Origin of the sequence: Flavobacterium sp. (assembly GCF_031537875.1) — a bacterium.
Lineage (GTDB): Bacteria > Bacteroidota > Bacteroidia > Flavobacteriales > Flavobacteriaceae > Flavobacterium.
In genome coordinates, this window is record NZ_JAVKNB010000014.1 from 13516 (window position 1) to 27504 (window position 13989).

Sequence of the window (13989 nt, forward strand, 5' to 3'; positions counted from 1 at the left end):
AACTAACAGGCTTTTATTTTATACGAAGTTCGTATTATTTTAAGATGTCAAAACTACGTTTCACAAAAGCGGTTAACGCTTCTCCTTTGAGTAAGTTTTGCGATAATTTAGCCAAGTCTAGGGCTTGTTTGACCAAGCTTTCTTGAACTGTTTCGTCTTCGGTGTTCAAAATGGTCGTTGCCAAATCAGAGTTGGTGTTCACCACTAAGTTGTACATTTCAGGCATGTTACCCATACCAAACATACCGCCACCGGTTTGACTCATTTCTTTCATGCGTCGCATAAACTCGGGTTGTGTGATGATGAAAGGCGCTGCTTGACTGTCTAAGGCTTCCAATTGAACGGTATAGTTTTGCTTTGGCACAATCGTTTCTACTACCGTTTTCAAACTCGTTTGTTCTTCGTCTGACAATTTAGAAATAGTAGTATCTTCTTTCTTGATTAAATTATCAATATGGTCTGAATCCACACGAACAAAAGTAATTTCGCTATTGTCTCCTTCAATTTTTTGGATGAGGTGCGAAATAATTGGTGAATCCAATAACAAGACTTCATATCCTTTTTCTTTTGCAATTTCGATGTACGAGTGTTGCGCCTCTTTATTGCTAGCGTAAAGTAATACTAATTTGTTGTTTTTATCCGTTTGCTTTTCTTTTAGTTGTTCTTTCAATTCGTCCAAAGTGTAGTACTTGTCGTCTACTGTTGGGTACAAAACAAAAGCGCCTGCTTTTTCATAGAACTTATCTTCAGACAACATTCCGTATTCCAAAACAATTTTGATGTCGTTCCATTTTTGTTGAAAATCAGCACGGTTGTCATTGAATAATGCTTTTAGTTTGTCGGCTACTTTACGGGTGATGTAATTCGATATTTTCTTCACCGCAGCATCTGCTTGTAAACCGGAACGCGACACGTTCAACGGAATATCTGGAGAATCAATCACTCCTTTCAACATCGTTAAGAACTCAGGTACAATTCCTTCTACATTATCCGTAACAAATACTTGGTTTTGGTACAATTGGATTTTGTCTTTTTGGATTTGTAAATCCGATCCTAATTTTGGGAAGTACAAAATCCCTGTTAAGTTGAACGGATAATCTACATTCAAATGAATGTTGAATAAGGGTTCTTCAAACTGCATTGGGTACAATTCGTGGTAGAACTTTTTGTAGTCTTCCTCAGATAATTCGGTAGGCTGTTTTGTCCAAGCCGGATTCGGATTGTTGATGATATTGTCTACTTCAATAGTTTCAGGTTTTGCGTCTTCGGCAGCACCTTCAGGCAAAGGAAGTGCTTCTGTTTTGGTTCCAAATTTAATTGGAATAGGCATGAATTTATTGTAACGATTCAGTAATTCTTTGATTTTGAATTCTTCTAAAAACTCCAAAGAATCCTCTGCGATATGCAAGATAATTTCAGTTCCTCTGTCGGTTTTGTCAGCAGGTTCCAAAGTAAATTCGGGACTACCATCGCAAGTCCAATGCGCTGCTGGTTCGTCTTTGAATGATTTAGTGATGATTTCTACTTTTTCAGCGACCATAAAAGCCGAGTAAAATCCAAGACCAAAGTGTCCAATGATTCCAGAATCTTTAGCTGAATCTTTGTATTTGTCTAGGAATTCTTCTGCTCCAGAAAAAGCCACTTGATTGATGTATTTTTCTACTTCGTCAGCGGTCATCCCTAAACCTTGATCAATGATGTGCAGTTTTTTGCCTTCTTTGTCAATTTTTACTTCAATAATGGGATTACCATACTCTACTTTGGCTTCGCCAATACTTGTTAAGTGTTTTAATTTTAAGGTAGCGTCAGTTCCATTTGAAATCAATTCGCGCAAGAAAATTTCGTGATCGCTGTATAAAAATTTCTTGATTAATGGGAAGATGTTCTCTACCGAAACATTAATTTTTCCAGTTGTCATAGTGTATAAATTTTAAGTTTAAATTGATGTTGAAATGATTTTCAAATAAGATACCAAATTCCTTTGAAGTGACAAATTGGCATTTGGTCGATTTTATATCTTTATGGGCGTTTTCTTCGATTATCTTTAGGTTAGTTTAAAATAAAAAATACAAAAGATGAGAGAAATAATTAGTATAAGTAGCAGTGTGGTATTGATTTTAGTAAGTATAGCGAGTAGTTGTGACTCGGTTAAAAATGCGAGTAATACACAAAAAGGAGCCGTAATAGGTACTGTAAGTGGAGCTGTAATTGGAGGTATTATAGGCAATAATGCGGGCAAAGGAGGTAAAGGGGCTTTAGGAGCTGTTTTAGGAGGAGTTGTTGGTGGTGTAGCGGGTGGACTTATTGGAAATAAAATGGATAAACAGGCTCGAGAGATTGATCAAGCTTTGCCTGGAACCGAAGTACAACGAGTAGGAGAAGGAATTCGTTTAGTGCTCAATGAAAATGCGATTCGTTTTAATACTAATATGTCTTCATTGACACTTCAAGCGCAACAAAATTTAGATAAACTCATTCCGATTTTACAAAAATATCCTGAAACCGATATCCAAATTTTTGGATATACCGATACCTCAGGTACACCAGAATATAATTTGACACTTTCGCAGAAAAGAGCCGATACGGTCAAATGGTATTTGGTTTCCAAAGGGCTAAGCCCAGGCCGATTTAGTACCTTTGGATACGGTGTGGCAGATCCAATTGCGACTAACGAAACGGCAGAAGGTAGAAGTCAAAATCGCCGAGTAGAGTTTGCGATTACTGCCAATGAAAAAATGGTTCAAGACGCGAAAAACGGAAATTAATAGTTGTTCTAAAATTTATTTTTAAGCTGTCCTCTTATGGGGCAGCTTTTTTTGTTGAAGTATTCCAATTAACATTGTAAATTTGGTTCCTTTATAACCAAGCATGCTCGAACTCAAGAATATCAGCTTTACCTATATCGACCAACCCGTAATTAAGGAGTTGAGCTGTGTTGTACACCAAGGACAAAACATATCTGTCATTGGCGAAAGCGGCTGTGGTAAAAGTACATTACTAAAGTTGATTTATGGTTTGTACGATTTGGATTCGGGTAGCATCAGCAATAACGGACAAGCTATTTTGGGTCCTAAATTCAATTTAATTCCCGGCGAAGACTATATTAAATATTTGGCACAAGATTTTGATTTGATGCCTTATATTACGGTAGAAGAAAATGTGGGCAAGTACTTGTCGAATATCTATCGCGATAAAAAGAAAGCCCGCGTTCAGGAGTTATTGGAAATGGTCGAAATGACGGATTATGCCAAAGTCAAAGCCAAATATTTGAGTGGCGGTCAACAGCAACGTGTGGCTTTAGCCAGAGTCTTGGCTTTGGAACCCGAGATTTTATTGTTAGATGAACCTTTTAGCCAAATTGATTCTTTTCGGAAAAATGCGTTGCGCAGAAATGTGTTTCAGTATTTAAAAGAAAAGAAAATTACGTGTATTATAGCCACTCACGATAGCACTGATGCCTTGTCTTTTTCGGACGAAACCATTGTCATGCAGAGCGGAAAAATCATTGCTAACGACAATCCTCAAAATTTATATCATCATCCTGCGTCCCAATATATCGCCTCGCTTTTTGGCGAAGTCAATGAATTAGAATTGGACGGGAAAGTGCATTTGGTTTATCCACATCAACTTAAGTTGGATGCTACTGGACCACTAAAAGGGATTGTAAAACATTCCTATTTCAAAGGAAGCCATTATTTGATTGAGGTTGGTTCAGAACGACAATCGTTATTTTTTGAAAATGCCTTTCCGATAGCTACAGGAGAAGCAATCCGATTGCAAGCTTGTATAAATACGTTATAATTGTACCACAATCCGATTTATTTACTACTTTAGATTTTGAAATCGAATAGATAGCCCTAAATTTAATACACTACTTACACGTATGTACCACTCAAAAATAACAGGATTAGGATTTTATGTTCCTGACAATGTAGTTACGAATGATGATTTGTCTAAAATCATCGATACGAATGATGAATGGATTCAAGAAAGAACTGGGATTCAAGAACGTCGTCATATTATTTCCGGTCAAGATACTACGACATCCATGGGAGTCAAAGCAGCCGAAATTGCTATTGAGCGCTCGGGTGTAGCCAAAGAAGATATTGATTTTATAGTATTTGCGACTCTAAGTCCGGATTACTATTTTCCAGGTCCAGGCGTTTTAGTGCAACGTGATCTAGGCTTGCGAACAGTAGGAGCTTTGGATGTTAGAAACCAATGTTCGGGATTTGTCTATGCCTTATCTGTAGCCGATCAATACATTAAAACTGGAATGTATAAAAATGTTTTGGTCATTGGTTCCGAGGTACAATCTACTGGATTGGACATGACCACTCGTGGACGTGGTGTTTCGGTGATTTTTGGTGATGGAGCAGGAGCGGCAGTCTTAAGTCGTGAAGAAGATTTGACCAAAGGGATTTTATCCACTCACCTACATTCAGAAGGCTTACATGCTGAAGAATTGATTGTAAAAGCACCCGGAATGGGCGGCCGATGGGTAACCGATATTTTGAAAGACAACTACCCAGACGATGAAAGTTATTTCCCATACATGAATGGACAATTTGTATTCAAACATGCAGTGGTTCGTTTTGCTGAGGTAATCAACGAAGGTTTGGAAGCCAATAATTTACAAGTCACTGATATTGATATGTTGATTCCGCACCAAGCGAATTTGAGAATTTCGCAATTCATTCAGAAGAAATTCGGATTGAAAGACGAGCAAGTACACAATAATGTAATGAAATACGGAAATACTACCGCAGCTTCTATACCAATTGCTTTAACTGAGGCTTGGGAGCTGGGTAAAATCAAATCAGGCGATACGGTAGTTTTAGCGGCTTTTGGAAGTGGCTTTACTTGGGCAAGTGCGATTATTAAATGGTAGTTGTTGTTCATTAACCATTTTTGTTAAAATTGTAAACCATTACGAAATTAAGGTTCATTAAGCGCTAAATGAATCTTAATTTCTTAATGGTTTTTTAAATTTAACCACATAGAAACATAGGTTTGTTAGTTGTAAGGAAAATATAGAAATACTTTTATTTTTCACATAGCTATGTGACTAGTGGAACGTCTCTCCAATTCTTTGTTTAGTACTTTTAATCTATGTATCTATGTGGTAAAAAAATGTTTAAAATTTGCCACAGATTTCACAGATTATATTGACTTATACAAATAAAATCAGTTGAATCCGTGGCTAAAAAAACAAACAAAATCTCTTTTTTGCTAACTAAAACCGATTCAAAAAAAGGCTATTCTAATTCCTTCTGAAATCCTTATATTTGCACTCTTAAAAAATAAATTCAATGTCATTACAACACATTCTTACTCCATCTATAGCAAAAGCGATTCAAAGTTTATTTGAAGTGTCCGTTGATAAAGTAGAATTTCAAGCAACCCGCAAGGAGTTTGAAGGCGATATTACGATGGTTATTTTTCCTTTATTAAAATTGGTGAAAAGCAATCCAGTGGAATTAGGAAATAAAATAGGAAACTATTTAGTAGGGAATGTACCAGAAGTAGCCCGTTTTAATGTGGTGTCTGGATTTTTGAATATTGTAATCTCCGATTCGTATTACTTGAATTTCTTCAACGGAATCAAAGACGATGCGAAATATGGTTTTGTAACGCCTAATCCGTCAGACAAAGCAGTGATGGTCGAATATTCTTCGCCTAACACTAATAAGCCCTTGCACTTAGGACATGTGCGTAACAATTTGTTAGGCTATTCGGTGGCTGAGATTATCAAAGCTTCAGGAAAGAAAGTTTATAAAACTCAAATTATCAACGACCGTGGGATTCATATCTGCAAGTCGATGTTGGCTTGGAAAAAATTTGGTAATGGCGAAACGCCAGCTTCCACAGGATTAAAAGGAGATAAATTAGTTGGGAATTACTATGTAGCTTTTGATAAAGCCTACAAAGAAGAAATCAACCAATTGATGGCTGCTGGTAAAACCGAAGAAGAAGCCAAAAAGCAAGCGCCAATCATTCTAGAAGCACAAGAAATGTTGCTGAAATGGGAAGCAGGAGATGAAGAAGTCAAATCCCTTTGGGCGATGATGAACCAATGGGTGTACGATGGTTTTGCGACTACCTACAGCAATTTGGGAGTTAACTTTGATAGTTTTTATTACGAAAGCAATACCTATTTATTAGGAAAAGATGTGGTTCAAATTGGTTTAGAAAAAGGCGTTTTTGAAAAAGATCCAGACGGTTCGGTTTGGATTGATTTGACTGACGAAGGTTTGGACCGAAAAATCGTGTTGCGTTCCGACGGAACTGCGGTGTATATGACACAAGATATTGGTACGGCAATCCAACGTGTGAAAGATCATCCCGATGTGGGAGGAATGGTATACACGGTGGGTAACGAACAAGATTACCATTTCAAAGTGTTGTTTTTGATTTTGCAAAAACTAGGTTTTGATTGGGCTTCGAGCTTGTACCATTTGTCGTACGGAATGGTGGATTTGCCTTCGGGCAAGATGAAAAGCCGTGAAGGAACCGTAGTCGATGCCGATGATTTAATGCAAGAAATGACGAGTACGGCTCAAAACATTTCGGAAGAATTAGGCAAATTAGAAGGCTATTCAGAAGAAGAGAAAACCAAATTATACAACACGATTGGTTTGGGTGCTTTGAAATACTACATTTTGAAAGTAGATCCTAAAAAACGCATCTTGTTCAATCCAGAAGAATCGGTTGATTTTGCTGGAAATACAGGGCCGTTTATTCAATATACCTATGCGCGTATTCAGTCGATTATTCGTAAAGCCACTTTTGATTTTTCGGCTACAGCCAAAACTACCGACTTGCACGAAAAAGAAAAAGAATTGTTAAAACAAATTGAACTGTATCCAGAAGTGATTCAGAATGCGGCACAGAATCATAGTCCTGCTTTGATTGCGAATTATACCTATGAGTTGGTACGCGAATACAATTCGTTTTACCAAGCGGTACCTATCTTGGGCGAAGAAAACCAAGAAAAGAAAATATTCAGAGTGCAACTCTCTAAAAAAGTAGCCGATACGATTGCTTCTTCGTTTAGTTTGTTAGGGATTAATGTTCCAGAGAGAATGTAAAGTTGTAACTTTATTATAAATGAAAACGACCTTTAGAGGTCGTTTTTTTTGTTTGTATAACCACCCGAAAGGATTCGGGCGGTAGAGAAGGAATTAGCCATCGGTTTTCTTAGTACCAATTAAATTCTTTAAAAATGAAAACATACAAAGCAATTATGACTATGCAACTCGCTTCTGATTTCAACATTAAGTTATTTGTTTTTGTATCAATGTTATTATTTTCGAGACTTTTATAGATTTTTATAAACCAACAAATAACAAATGCTAATAATGAAATATTATGATTATTAACATTTAACCAAATTATATTCATGAAAAACCAAGTAAAAAGTCCGCCAATAAAAATTCCTATTTGTAAAGGTATTTTTAGCTTTTTTAATATTTCTCCAATTAGGCTGATTGGAATAAATGTAAAACTCAATACTTGTGTTAAAAATATTATTATGTAAGAAGCTATTAGTATCATAAATTATGTAATTAATCTTAAATGAATAAAAGTTAAAATTTTAGAGATGAATTTACCCGTCCTTCGAAGTTACCTGACTTATATCGGGTAAAATGATTATTAAATGGAATTTATATTTTTTTTCGAGGTAGGGAGACCTTTTCAGAGCATCTTAATATTTTTAATTATACTTCGTAGAGCGGGGGTGGTTAGTTGTTTTTAATTTTATTAATCAAGAATTCAAGTTTTGTTTTTTTATAATTTAGTAATGATTTAAATAAGTAATAAATTGTAAAAAAAGCACTTAATATTAATGATAATACAAAAAAAGCATACCAATAATTTTTTGTTATACCTAAAAACTCTTTGAAATCAGCAGCCGTAAGAAATGTTAATAATAATGATAAAAAAATACCAAGTGGTGTTAACCAAATAGTCAAATTGGTATAGTTGCTTAAAAATTTAATTAGTATATTTTCTAATTTATCTTCGGTTATTTCTATGAGGTCAGATTTTGTATTTGAGCAAACTTGACTTATAAATCTACTGTTACTTTTTGAGTTGTTATTTGAATCACTAGCCATTTTTAAAATCCTCTCTTGTGTAAAAATTGAACATAAATGTCATTCCAACATTATTTAAGTCAAAAACTCTATAATTGAAAAATAATGGTTTTGTTCTTAAGGTGCCTAATTCAACTAACTCAGTATTTCCTCCATTTTGGAAATGATTGAAATTTTTCAAATCCACTTGTATTGTAAATTTGTCTAATGCAATAAAGTTAGAATTTGAAGCTTTATCGGTTGTATCGGTAACAAAGTTGATTATAAAAGTAAAGTCCCCCTCAACTTCATCCTTTATTTTAATTTTTATAGGCATATCTTTGATTTGAATAATGATTCCAGAATGAACTAGATTATATTCTCCAAGGGAAATTTCCATTTTATATTTTTAATTAAGATTTTTTATTTTTTAATTACTTTATAACATTTGTAAATCTAATTTTAGCAATTCAGTTTTTTATTTGGTGAATTTTTGGTTTAGTTTATGCAATTCTATTTATTCAGAAACACAATTAAACCAAAAATTTATGCTTTTAATACCTAAAAAAATTCAGAATGTTTGTGGAATTAGCAATCTTTTTATGCTATAATTACTTGCTTTTTTTGAACAAAAAAATTAATCTTTATACAACTGATAAATAACGCTAAAACTGTATGAAATAACATTTGTTACTATGTCATATTTTTCGATTTGCCATCCATCAGATAAATATTTATTTAATTCTGTTAATTCGTGTTCAAAGCTTTTTGTTCCGTCATTTTTTACAGTTGAAACAATGTTTGCTACTAATACTTTTTTCATTTTTATTTATTGTTAAGGTTAAAATTATTTTACGCCATCAATTTTGAATCGGATGGATTGGGAGGTTAACTTGAATATCCAAAACAAAGTTTCGCTAATCAACTAAATTTGTTGTATTTGCTAGTCCTTAAATCAAAATGATTTACTTTTTCAAGCCAACCCACAGCAAAGCCAAAGCCTTTCTAGTGCTCAATTTGTTTTTTTTACCTCTTGTTTTATTGAAACCTACAGCAACAGATGCGTTAGTGTAGGGGAGCTCCGGAAGCTGCTGCGTGCGTAATGTAATTAATTTAACATGAATGACTTGTATTTTGTCATTCCGACAAAAGGAGGAATCTCATTAGTTACTCTAGTTATTAGATTTAACGTTTCTCCCGATGGTCGAAATGACAATTTATACTTAAAGTGCTTACTATTTTTGTTTACTAAAAATAATAGGCATGTACGAGACGATAGCTTTAGGGAATAGGCTGTCAAACAATTTTACTAGTCATCAAATTTTTTCAAGTTGTCCAATTTTTTTCCAATTTGGGTCAATTTTCAGTGCAACAGCCACATAGACATCTTTTCCGTTGTTTTTGAATGCAGTTCCTTTATTCATTTGTGCATTAATTTGGTCTGGTGTTAAATTATAAATTGCCCCAGTAATTGGATCAATAATTACTCCAATTAGCCCACCAAATAAAATGTTTCCAATATACCAAGCATTAAATTTTTTGGTCAATTTTGTTTCATAAGTTTGGTAACCATCAAGTTTGATCATTACGCTGTGTTCACTTTTTCTGGCAAGTTTAATTTCAAACGGTGTTTTACCAACTTCAACTTCATCAATATAAATTGTTGCAGTTGAAGGATTACTGTCGAATTTTACATTTTGCTTTGAACCTGAAATAATTGTTGCACAACTTGATGTTAATAAAGCAATTGCTAATGTACTAGAGATAATTGTTTTTCTCATTTAATAAAATATTAAGGGTTAATTAATTTGTAGTTGATATTGAGATAATTTAGTTACATCACCCTCAAAATAATAAAATTCAACAGAGATTCTGTAACAAGAACTCCATAAATCAGGTGTCGATTTTTTAATTACTTTTACGATATTCGCTCCATTAGCTCTTGCAAGTTTTCTTGCACTGATTAAATTTGTGTTGAAATCACAATCTGTAGAAAACCCACTATCTCCAAATCTTGCTTCTCCAATTTTTTTTGCATTTTCAGGAAGTTTGTTTTCTAAATCCAAAAAAGCAACTTTATTTTCTATTGTTAAAGGTTTTAGTTGCTCTGTAAAACTTGACTGAATGCTTGCTCCACAACTTGTGAGCAAGAAAATAGAAATTCCAAATAATAATTTTCTCATTAATTTTCTTTTTTAGTTAATTTTTAATTACTCAAATATCATTGAGAAGGTTTATATATAAAAAACAAAGTTTCGCCAATCAACTAAAAATTTGTTGTATTTGCTAGTCCTCAAATCAAAATGATTCACTTTTTCAAACTAAACCATAGCAAAGTCAAAGCTTTTCTAGTGCTCAATTTGTTTTTTTACCTCTTGTTTTTTGAAACCTACAACAACAGATGCGTTAGTGTAGGGGAGCTGTTTTTTGTGGGGAGTACAGCTCGTCAATAGTACTATTGAAATTCAAATGTAAGAGTTTTATTTTAATAATTGGAATGGGTTGTCATTTTTTTTATAAATAATTTCAGAGTTTCATCCCGTTACTTAGACACAAAATGGAATGGTCTAAAAATCTAAATAGTCTAAAAATCCCATTACAATTATATAAGTATTGAATTGCCTAATTATTGAATTAGTTTATCTTTGCGTTTCAATAAAATAAAAAACTATGTTTAGTAATTTAAGCGATAAATTAGATAAAGCCTTTCACGTATTAAAAGGACACGGAAAAATCACTGAGATTAACGTAGCAGAAACTTTAAAAGAAGTGCGTCGTGCGTTATTGGATGCCGATGTGAACTTTAAAATTGCCAAAGATTTTACTGCCAAAGTAAAAGACAAAGCGATGGGTCAAGATGTATTGACGACATTGCAACCAGGTCAATTGTTAGTGAAGTTGGTCAAAGATGAATTGACCGAATTGATGGGTGGCGATGTGGCCGGAATCAATCTTTCGGGAGCGCCAACAGTCATCTTGATGTCGGGTTTACAAGGGTCGGGTAAAACGACTTTCTCAGGTAAATTAGCGAATTACTTACAAACTAAAAAAGGAAAGAAACCACTATTGGTGGCTTGTGATATTTACCGTCCAGCGGCGATTCAGCAGTTGTATGTGGTAGGAGATTCCATAGGTGTTGAGGTGTACTCAGAACCAGAAAATAAAAATCCTGTTGAAATTGCTCAAAACGCCATCAAACACGCTAAAGCCAATGGTTTTAATGTAGTGATTGTCGATACTGCAGGCCGTCTAGCAGTAGATGAGGAAATGATGAACGAAATTGAACGCGTTCATAAAGCAATTCAGCCGCAAGAAACATTATTTGTAGTCGATTCGATGACGGGTCAAGATGCTGTGAATACTGCTAAAACTTTCAACGATAGATTGAACTTTGATGGGGTAATCTTAACCAAATTGGATGGAGATACGCGTGGTGGAGCAGCGCTTTCTATTAAATCAGTTGTCAACAAACCAATTAAGTTTGTGGGTACAGGTGAAAAAATGGAAGCAATTGATGTGTTCTATCCAGTGCGTATGGCAGAACGTATCCTTGGAATGGGAGACGTAGTGTCTTTGGTAGAAAGAGCGCAAGAACAATACAACGAAGAAGAAGCAAGAAAACTACAAAAGAAAATCGCGAAAAACGAATTCGGTTTTGATGATTTCTTGGCACAGATTCAACAAGTGAAAAAAATGGGTAATATGAAAGACTTGGTGGGAATGATACCAGGTGCTTCTAAAGCCATGAAAGATGTGGAGATTGAAGACGACGCTTTCAAACATATTGAAGCGATTATTCACTCGATGACACCTATTGAAAGAAGCAAACCTGCTTTGATTGATATGAAACGTAAAACGAGAATTGCTAAAGGCTCAGGAACCAAAATCGAACAAGTGAATCAATTGATGAAACAGTTTGAGCAAATGAGCAAAATGATGAAAATGATGCAAGGTCCTGGAGGTAAAAACCTAATGAAGATGATGGGCGGAATGAAAGGAATGCCAGGTGGTATGCCGGGGATGAGATAAAAAAAGTTTATGAGGTTAAAATGTTAAGAGATTAAAAGGTTAAAATTACAACACACTATTCAGAGTTTATTTTTTTTAGTTTAAACATATAAACTCCTAAACAACTAAACTATATATAATGCAACTACTAGACGGAAAAAAGACATCGGAAGATATCAAACAAGAAATTGCAGCTGAGGTTCAAAAAATGAAAGCCAATGGCGAAAAAGTACCTCATTTAGCAGCAGTTTTGGTTGGAAATAATGGTGCGAGCTTGACTTATGTGGGCAGCAAAGTGCGTTCTTGCGAACAAATTGGTTTTGAATCGACTTTGGTGTCTTTGCCAGAAACAATTACCGAAAACGAATTGTTAGCCAAAATCGCTGATTTGAACGAAGACGATAATTTGGACGGATTTATTGTTCAATTGCCTTTACCAAAACACATCAACGAAGAAAAGATATTAATGGCAATTCACCCCGATAAAGATGTGGATGGTTTTCATCCGACTAATTTTGGTAAAATGGCTTTGGAAATGGAAACGTTTTTGCCAGCTACTCCGTTTGGAATCATGCAATTGTTAGAGCGTTACAAAGTGGAAACTGCAGGAAAACATACTGTGGTTATTGGAAGAAGTCATATTGTGGGTCGACCAATGAGTATTTTGATGAGTCGCAAAGGGTATCCAGGGGATTCAACCGTAACCTTAACACACAGTAGAACTAAAAACATCGAAGAATATACTAAGAATGCCGATATCATTATCACTGCTTTGGGAGTACCTAATTATTTAAAAGCGGATATGGTGAAAGACGGTGTTGTAGTCATTGATGTGGGTATTACGAGAGTAGAAGATGCTTCGCATCCAAAAGGCTATGTAATTACAGGCGATGTTGATTTTGACGAAGTAAGCAAGAAATCTTCTTTTATTACACCAGTTCCTGGTGGAGTAGGGCCTATGACCATTGCGATGTTGTTGCAAAACACACTTTTGGCACGTCAGATACGAGCTAGAAAATAAAAGGTAATTGATATAAAATATAAAAGGCTGTTCGTGAGAACAGCCTTTTTTGGTATTAATTTCTTCTGAATTTCGAATCATTCCTTCTTGGAAATTCTATTTTTCGTCTTGTGGGTTCTGATTTGGGTAAACTCGCCTCTTCCGTTTTACTAGATGGTTCAATCAGCTGATTCAATTCTTTAATTTCAGCTTCGGTCAATTCGCGGTAGCGCCCCACAGGAACATCCAGCGAGATATTGATAATTCGGATGCGTTTTAAGGCAGTTACTTCATAGCCTAAATACTCACACATTCTACGAATTTGACGGTTTAAGCCTTGCGTTAAAATGATTTTGAAGTTGTATTTGCTAATTTGCTCTACCTTGCATTTTCGGGTTACAGTTTCTAAAATAGGTACGCCATTACCCATACGCTCTATAAAACGATCGGTAATTGGTCGGTTGACCGTTACGGTATATTCTTTTTCGTGATTGTTTCTGGCACGCAATATTTTGTTGACAATATCACCGTCGTTGGTCATGAAAATCAAACCTTCACTGGCTTTGTCTAATCGACCAATAGGGAAAATACGTTTGGGATAGTTGATGTAATCGACAATGTTATCGCGAACGTCCAAATTAGTCGTACATTCAATTCCAACGGGTTTATTGAAAGCCAAATAAATGGATTTTTCGTTTTTTTCGATAATCAGTTTGCCATCAATACGCACTTCGTCTTCAGGAGCTACTTTAGTCCCCATTTCAGGTACAATGCCGTTGATGGTCACTCTTCCTTCTTCGATGAGTTTATCGGCTTCTCTGCGCGAGCAATAGCCGGTTTCTCCAATGAATTTATTAAGGCGTTTTAGATTTTCTTCCATGCCACAAAAGTAATGAATTTTGG

The 13989-nt window shown here is 35.0% G+C and carries 14 protein-coding genes; 6 read left to right on the plus strand and 8 right to left on the minus strand.

Annotation, left to right across the window (positions count from 1 at the left end):
- Positions 1–34: 34 nt before the first annotated feature.
- Positions 35–1918, minus strand: coding sequence for a molecular chaperone HtpG (gene htpG, locus RMR09_RS09245; RefSeq protein WP_310595514.1), 1884 nt, complete (start codon positions 1916–1918; stop codon positions 35–37).
- Between the two features lie 157 nt (positions 1919–2075).
- Between htpG and RMR09_RS09250 the strand changes: the two genes are divergently transcribed.
- From RMR09_RS09250 to argS, 4 genes are all read left to right on the plus strand, one after another.
- Positions 2076–2765 (plus strand): OmpA family protein, encoded by a 690-nt coding sequence (locus RMR09_RS09250; RefSeq protein ID WP_310595515.1) that lies wholly within the window; start codon positions 2076–2078, stop codon positions 2763–2765.
- 103 nt (positions 2766–2868) lie between these two features.
- Positions 2869–3801 (plus strand): ABC transporter ATP-binding protein, encoded by a 933-nt coding sequence (locus RMR09_RS09255; protein ID WP_310595516.1) that lies wholly within the window; start codon positions 2869–2871, stop codon positions 3799–3801.
- An 82-nt stretch (positions 3802–3883) separates the two neighbouring features.
- Complete coding sequence (locus tag RMR09_RS09260; protein ID WP_310595517.1) at positions 3884–4891, plus strand: beta-ketoacyl-ACP synthase III; 1008 nt, start codon at positions 3884–3886, stop codon at positions 4889–4891.
- A gap of 421 nt (positions 4892–5312) precedes the next feature.
- On the plus strand, positions 5313–7091 hold the full coding sequence (gene argS, locus RMR09_RS09265) for an arginine--tRNA ligase (RefSeq protein ID WP_310595518.1): 1779 nt from the start codon (positions 5313–5315) through the stop codon (positions 7089–7091).
- A 109-nt stretch (positions 7092–7200) separates the two neighbouring features.
- Here the strand turns inward: argS and RMR09_RS09270 are convergent, their stop codons facing one another.
- From RMR09_RS09270 to RMR09_RS09295, 6 genes are all read right to left on the minus strand, one after another.
- Positions 7201–7557: a hypothetical protein gene (locus tag RMR09_RS09270; RefSeq protein WP_310595519.1), complete on the minus strand. Its 357-nt coding sequence runs from the start codon at positions 7555–7557 to the stop codon at positions 7201–7203.
- Between the two features lie 188 nt (positions 7558–7745).
- Complete coding sequence (locus tag RMR09_RS09275) at positions 7746–8120, minus strand: hypothetical protein (RefSeq protein ID WP_310595520.1); 375 nt, start codon at positions 8118–8120, stop codon at positions 7746–7748.
- On the minus strand, positions 8113–8478 hold the full coding sequence (locus tag RMR09_RS09280; RefSeq protein WP_310595521.1) for a DUF6864 domain-containing function: 366 nt from the start codon (positions 8476–8478) through the stop codon (positions 8113–8115). The genes RMR09_RS09275 and RMR09_RS09280 overlap by 8 nt, the downstream gene beginning before the upstream one ends.
- A 237-nt stretch (positions 8479–8715) precedes the next feature.
- Positions 8716–8901, minus strand: coding sequence for a hypothetical protein (locus RMR09_RS09285; RefSeq protein ID WP_310595522.1), 186 nt, complete (start codon positions 8899–8901; stop codon positions 8716–8718).
- Positions 8902–9394: 493 nt separating this feature from the next.
- Positions 9395–9859 carry a PEGA domain-containing protein gene (locus tag RMR09_RS09290; protein WP_310595523.1) on the minus strand — a complete coding sequence of 155 codons (465 nt, stop codon included), beginning with the start codon at positions 9857–9859 and terminating at the stop codon, positions 9395–9397.
- A gap of 18 nt (positions 9860–9877) precedes the next feature.
- Positions 9878–10261, minus strand: coding sequence for a hypothetical protein (locus RMR09_RS09295; RefSeq protein WP_310595524.1), 384 nt, complete (start codon positions 10259–10261; stop codon positions 9878–9880).
- Positions 10262–10748: 487 nt separating this feature from the next.
- On the opposite strand from RMR09_RS09295, the gene ffh reads away from it, so the two are divergent.
- Both ffh and RMR09_RS09305 read left to right on the plus strand, forming a co-directional pair.
- Positions 10749–12107 (plus strand): signal recognition particle protein, encoded by a 1359-nt coding sequence (gene ffh, locus RMR09_RS09300; protein WP_310595525.1) that lies wholly within the window; start codon positions 10749–10751, stop codon positions 12105–12107.
- A 118-nt stretch (positions 12108–12225) separates the two neighbouring features.
- Positions 12226–13107, plus strand: coding sequence for a tetrahydrofolate dehydrogenase/cyclohydrolase catalytic domain-containing protein (locus RMR09_RS09305; RefSeq protein ID WP_310595526.1), 882 nt, complete (start codon positions 12226–12228; stop codon positions 13105–13107).
- Positions 13108–13162: 55 nt separating this feature from the next.
- On the opposite strand, the gene rluF is transcribed toward RMR09_RS09305, so the two are convergent.
- Positions 13163–13966: a 23S rRNA pseudouridine(2604) synthase RluF gene (gene rluF, locus RMR09_RS09310; protein WP_310595527.1), complete on the minus strand. Its 804-nt coding sequence runs from the start codon at positions 13964–13966 to the stop codon at positions 13163–13165.
- Positions 13967–13989 lie beyond the last annotated feature (23 nt).

Coding starts and splice junctions, on each gene's coding strand:
- htpG (WP_310595514.1), bottom strand. CDS start 1,918: ATGACAACTGGAAAAATTAATGTTTCGGTAGAGAACATCTTCCCATTA.
- RMR09_RS09250 (WP_310595515.1), top strand. CDS start 2,076: ATGAGAGAAATAATTAGTATAAGTAGCAGTGTGGTATTGATTTTAGTA.
- RMR09_RS09255 (WP_310595516.1), top strand. CDS start 2,869: ATGCTCGAACTCAAGAATATCAGCTTTACCTATATCGACCAACCCGTA.
- RMR09_RS09260 (WP_310595517.1), top strand. CDS start 3,884: ATGTACCACTCAAAAATAACAGGATTAGGATTTTATGTTCCTGACAAT.
- argS (WP_310595518.1), top strand. CDS start 5,313: ATGTCATTACAACACATTCTTACTCCATCTATAGCAAAAGCGATTCAA.
- RMR09_RS09270 (WP_310595519.1), bottom strand. CDS start 7,557: ATGATACTAATAGCTTCTTACATAATAATATTTTTAACACAAGTATTG.
- RMR09_RS09275 (WP_310595520.1), bottom strand. CDS start 8,120: ATGGCTAGTGATTCAAATAACAACTCAAAAAGTAACAGTAGATTTATA.
- RMR09_RS09280 (WP_310595521.1), bottom strand. CDS start 8,478: ATGGAAATTTCCCTTGGAGAATATAATCTAGTTCATTCTGGAATCATT.
- RMR09_RS09285 (WP_310595522.1), bottom strand. CDS start 8,901: ATGAAAAAAGTATTAGTAGCAAACATTGTTTCAACTGTAAAAAATGAC.
- RMR09_RS09290 (WP_310595523.1), bottom strand. CDS start 9,859: ATGAGAAAAACAATTATCTCTAGTACATTAGCAATTGCTTTATTAACA.
- RMR09_RS09295 (WP_310595524.1), bottom strand. CDS start 10,261: ATGAGAAAATTATTATTTGGAATTTCTATTTTCTTGCTCACAAGTTGT.
- ffh (WP_310595525.1), top strand. CDS start 10,749: ATGTTTAGTAATTTAAGCGATAAATTAGATAAAGCCTTTCACGTATTA.
- RMR09_RS09305 (WP_310595526.1), top strand. CDS start 12,226: ATGCAACTACTAGACGGAAAAAAGACATCGGAAGATATCAAACAAGAA.
- rluF (WP_310595527.1), bottom strand. CDS start 13,966: ATGGAAGAAAATCTAAAACGCCTTAATAAATTCATTGGAGAAACCGGC.